Genomic DNA, 4,346 nt, shown 5'->3' with positions numbered 1-4,346 from the left:
CGGCTGCGGGATCGTCCGGGGTTGTCGGTGGCGGCGGTGAATGGTCCGGCGTCGACGGTGGTGTCGGGGGTAGTTGAGGTGCTGGATGCGGTGCTCGCGGAGTTCCCGGAGGCCAAGCGGATTCCGGTGGACTATGCCTCGCACTCCCCACAGGTGGAGGAGATACGGGAAGAGCTGGCGGAGGCTCTGGCGGGCGTGGAGCCGCGTAGTGGGCGGGTTCCGTTCTATTCGACGGTGACCGGACGGCTGATGGACACCGCTGGGCTGGATGCCGGGTACTGGTACCGGAATCTGCGCGAGACCGTGGAGTTCCAGGGCACCGTCGAAACCCTTATTCGGCAGGGGCAGACGATGTTCGTCGAGGCCAGTCCGCATCCGGTGCTGACCGTCGGCATCCAGGACACCGCAGACGCGATGGGCACCCCCATCGTGGCCGCCGGTTCCCTCCGTCGTGACGAGGGAGGCGCGGATCGCTTCCTGACGTCCCTGGCTGAGGTGTCCGTCGGCGGTGCCGAGGTCAACTGGCAGACGGTCTTCGCCGGCACCGGTGCTCGACGTGTCGACTTGCCCACCTACGCCTTCCAGCGTGAACGGTTTTGGCTGACGCCATCCACACGCACCGGCGACGCATCTGGATTGGGTCTGGGCGCCGTTGACCATCCGCTGCTGGGCGCGGCGGTGCCGCTCCCGGACGCGGACGGCTGTGTGCTGACCGGGGCGCTGTCGCTGGCCCGGCAGCCCTGGCTGGCCGACCACGCCGTCCTCGGCATGGTGCTTCTTCCGGGCACCGCGTTCGTGGAGCTCGCGCTGCAGGCGGGGGCGCGGTTCGGCTGCGACACACTGGAAGAGCTGACGCTGCATGAGCCGCTCGTCGTGCCTGATCAGGAGACAGTGCAGCTCCAGGTGTCGGTCGGAGGCCCGGACCACCTCGGAAACCGCCCCCTCACGGTGTTCTCCCGCCGCGAGGGCGACTGGATGCGCCACGCCGGCGGCACGCTGCGCGCGGGCGAGCACGGCGATCCGCCCGCGAACCTGTCGGCCTGGCCACCGGCCGGTGCCCAGCCGGTCGACGTCACCGAGCTGTACTCGGCGATGGCCGAGCGGGGCTATCAGTACGGCCCCGCCTTCCACGGTCTGCGGGCGGCATGGATCCGTGACAGCGAGGTGTTCCTGGACGTCGCGCTGCCCGAGCAGGTGGCGGGCGACGCGGCCCGATGCGGAGTGCATCCCGCGTTGCTGGACGCGGCCCTGCAGGGCATCGGCCTGGGCGCCTTCGTGAGCGAGCCGGGTCAGGCCCATCTCCCCTTTGCCTGGAGCGGAGTGGCCCTGCACGCGGTGGGTGCGACCACCGTCCGGGTGGCGATCAGCCCGGCGGGTCCGGATACGGTGGCCATCCGGATGGCGGACACCACCGGGGCTCCCGTGTTGTCCATCGACACGCTGGCGATGCGTCCGGTGGCCGAGAGCCGGCTGCTCGACGTGGCCGGTGGCGGCCGGAGCGATGCGCTGTTCCGGCTGGACTGGAAGGAGCTTCCCCTCCCCACGGGGACCGTCGGCTCGCACGCTCTGTCCTGGGGACTGCTGGGCGGCCACGACGATCCGCGGCTGACGGCCGCGCTGACCACGGCCGGTGTGCCGCCACACCGCCATCGGGACCTCGCCTCCGTCGGCCAGGTGCCGGATGTGCTGGTCCTGCCGTGTCTGCCCGAGGCGGATGACGGTCCGACCCCGGAAGCGATCTCATCCGCCCTGCGCCGAGTGCTGGGGGTGGTGCGGGATTGGCTCGCGGACGCGCGATTCACCGATACCCGCCTGGTGGTGCTCACCCGCCGCGCGGTGGCCACATCCACCGGAGACGACGTGGAGGATCTGGCGGCAGCCTCCGTACGGGGGCTCCTGCGCACCGCACAGCAGGAGAACCCCGACCGGCTCGTCGTGATCGACCACGACGATTCAGACCTTGGGGTTCTCCCCGCGGTGCTCGCGACGGGGGAACCCGAAGCGGCGATCCGGACCGGGACGGTATTGGTGCCCAGGCTGGTCAAGGCGCCGGTACCGGACGGGAAGGCCCCCGCCTGGGACACCGGCACCGTACTGATCACCGGCGGGACGGGGACTCTCGCCGGACTGGTCGCACGCCACCTGGTGACCGCCCATGGGGCGAGCGACCTGGTGTTGGCCAGCCGCGGCGGTGCCACGGCGGCCGTCGCCGCGGACCTGGCCGCCGAGCTGGAGGCGCTCGGCGCCCGAATCCGCATCGCCGCCTGTGATGTGGCCGATCGTGCCCAGCTGACCGCGCTGCTTGCCACCATTCCGGCGTTGCGCGCGGTCGTTCACACCGCCGGGGTGCTGGACGACGGAGTCATCGGCTCGATGACCGCCGAGCGCGTGGATACCGTCCTACGGCCGAAGGCGAACGCGGCATGGCACCTGCACGAGCTGACACGTCGGCTGGACCTGGACGCGTTTGTGCTGTTCTCCTCCGCCACCGGAGTGCTGGGCAGCGCCGGGCAGGGCAACTACGCCGCGGCCAACGCCTTCCTCGATGCGCTGGCCACCCACCGGCGGGCCCAGGGACTCGCCGCGGTGTCGGTGGCGTGGGGCCTGTGGCAGCAGCGCAGTGGCCTGACCGCACACCTGTCGGAGGAGGACGTGGCGCGGATGGCCCGCACGGGCGCCGTTCCCTTGTCCGATCAGCGTGGTCTTGAGCTGTTCGACGCCGCGTGCCGGAGCGGCGAAGCCACCCTCGTGGCCACCCCGCTGCACCTGCGGGCGGTGGTGGCCACCGGTACGGTGCCGCCCGTGCTGAGCGCGCTGGCACCGACCCCGCCGCGCCGGGCCGCCGAAGCCGGTGACGGTGGGGTGGCGCTGCGGCAGAGCCTGGCCGAGATGGCGGACGCGGAACGGAGCCAGGCCGTACTGGAACTGGTGCGCGGGCAGGTCGCCGCGGTGCTGCGGCACCCGGACGCGTCGGCGATCGATCCGGCCCGGACCTTCCAGGAGATCGGCTTCGACTCCCTGACCGCGGTGGAACTGCGCAACCGGCTCGGTGCCACCACCGGAATCAGGCTGGCCGCGACCGCGATCTTCGACTATCCGACCCCGGCGGCGCTGGCGGAGCATGTGCTTGCCGAGGTTGCGCCGGAGACCGCCGACCCGGTCGCGGCCCGGCTCAGGGAGCTGGACAAGGTCGCCGCCATGATTTCGGTGATGGCGGAGGACGACACCATGCGCGAGCAGTTGTCCTCGCGGATGGAGACCATCGTTTCGATGTGGGCCGACCTGCACCGTCCGGAGCGGTCGAGCAACGTTGAGGGAGACCTGGAATCGGCCTCGCTCGACGACATGTTCGGAATCATCGACCAGGAACTCGATGGGTCATGAGCAGCGAGAACGTCCGACCGGGGATCGAGGGGACTGGCACGGGGATGTCGAACGACGAAAAGGTACTCGAGTACCTCAAGAAGCTCACCGCCGATCTGCGCCAGACGCGTCAGCGCTTGGCGGATGTCGAGGCCAAGAGCCGCGAGCCGATTGCGATCGTTGGCATGAGCTGTCGTTTTCCGGGTGGAGTCAGCTCGCCGGAAGACCTGTGGCGGCTGACGGAGTCGGCGGTGGACGCGGTCTCCGGTTTCCCCACCGACCGCGGCTGGGATCTGGACGGCGTGTACGACCCGGATCCGGATCGCGCCGGACGGTCGTACGCCCGAGAAGGCGCGTTCCTCCCCGACGCCGGCCACTTCGACCCCGGCCTCTTCGGGATCTCGCCGCGTGAGGCGCTGGCGATGGATCCGCAGCAGCGGCTACTGCTGGAGGCATCGTGGGAGGCGCTGGAGCGGGCGGGTATTCCGACCGGCTCCCTGAAGGGCAGCCGGACCGGGGTGTTCGCCGGACTGATGTCTTCCGACTACGTCTCGCGGCTGTCAGCGGTTCCGGACGAGCTCGAGGGATATGTCGGAATCGGCAGCGCGGCGAGTGTCGCGTCCGGCCGGGTGTCGTACACGCTGGGCCTCGAGGGTCCGGCGGTGACGGTGGATACGGCGTGTTCGTCGTCGCTGGTGGCGTTGCATCTGGCGGTGCAGGCGCTGCGGAATGGTGAGTGTTCGCTGGCGCTTGCGGGCGGCGTCACGGTGATGGCGACACCCGGCACCTTTGTCCAGTTCTCCCGGCAGCGCGGCCTGGCCGCGGACGGGCGGTGCAAGGCGTTCGCGGCGGCGGCGGACGGCACCGGCTGGGGCGAGGGCGTGGGGATGCTGGTGGTGGAGCGGTTGTCTGATGCGGAGCGTCTTGGGCATCGGGTGTTGGCGGTGGTGCGGGGTTCGGCGGTGAATCAGGATGGTGCGTCG

At 70.7% G+C, this 4,346-nt stretch carries 2 protein-coding genes; both read left to right on the top strand.

The genetic code is table 11. The features are described from left to right. Positions 1 to 3,384 (top strand): SDR family NAD(P)-dependent oxidoreductase (locus ACFYOY_RS48980; RefSeq protein ID WP_388594598.1); only part of this gene is annotated, 3,384 nt, incomplete at its 5' end. A 44-nt stretch (positions 3,385 to 3,428) separates the two neighbouring features. Further along, a partial coding sequence (locus ACFYOY_RS48975) for a beta-ketoacyl synthase N-terminal-like domain-containing protein (RefSeq protein ID WP_388594601.1) occupies positions 3,429 to 4,346 on the top strand: 918 nt, incomplete at its 3' end.

Source organism: Streptomyces sp. NPDC007875, assembly GCF_042868035.1.
Taxonomy (GTDB): domain Bacteria; phylum Actinomycetota; class Actinomycetes; order Streptomycetales; family Streptomycetaceae; genus Streptomyces; species Streptomyces antimycoticus.
Note: the sequence above shows the minus strand (reverse complement) of the source record. Positions and strands in the feature narration are given on the sequence as shown.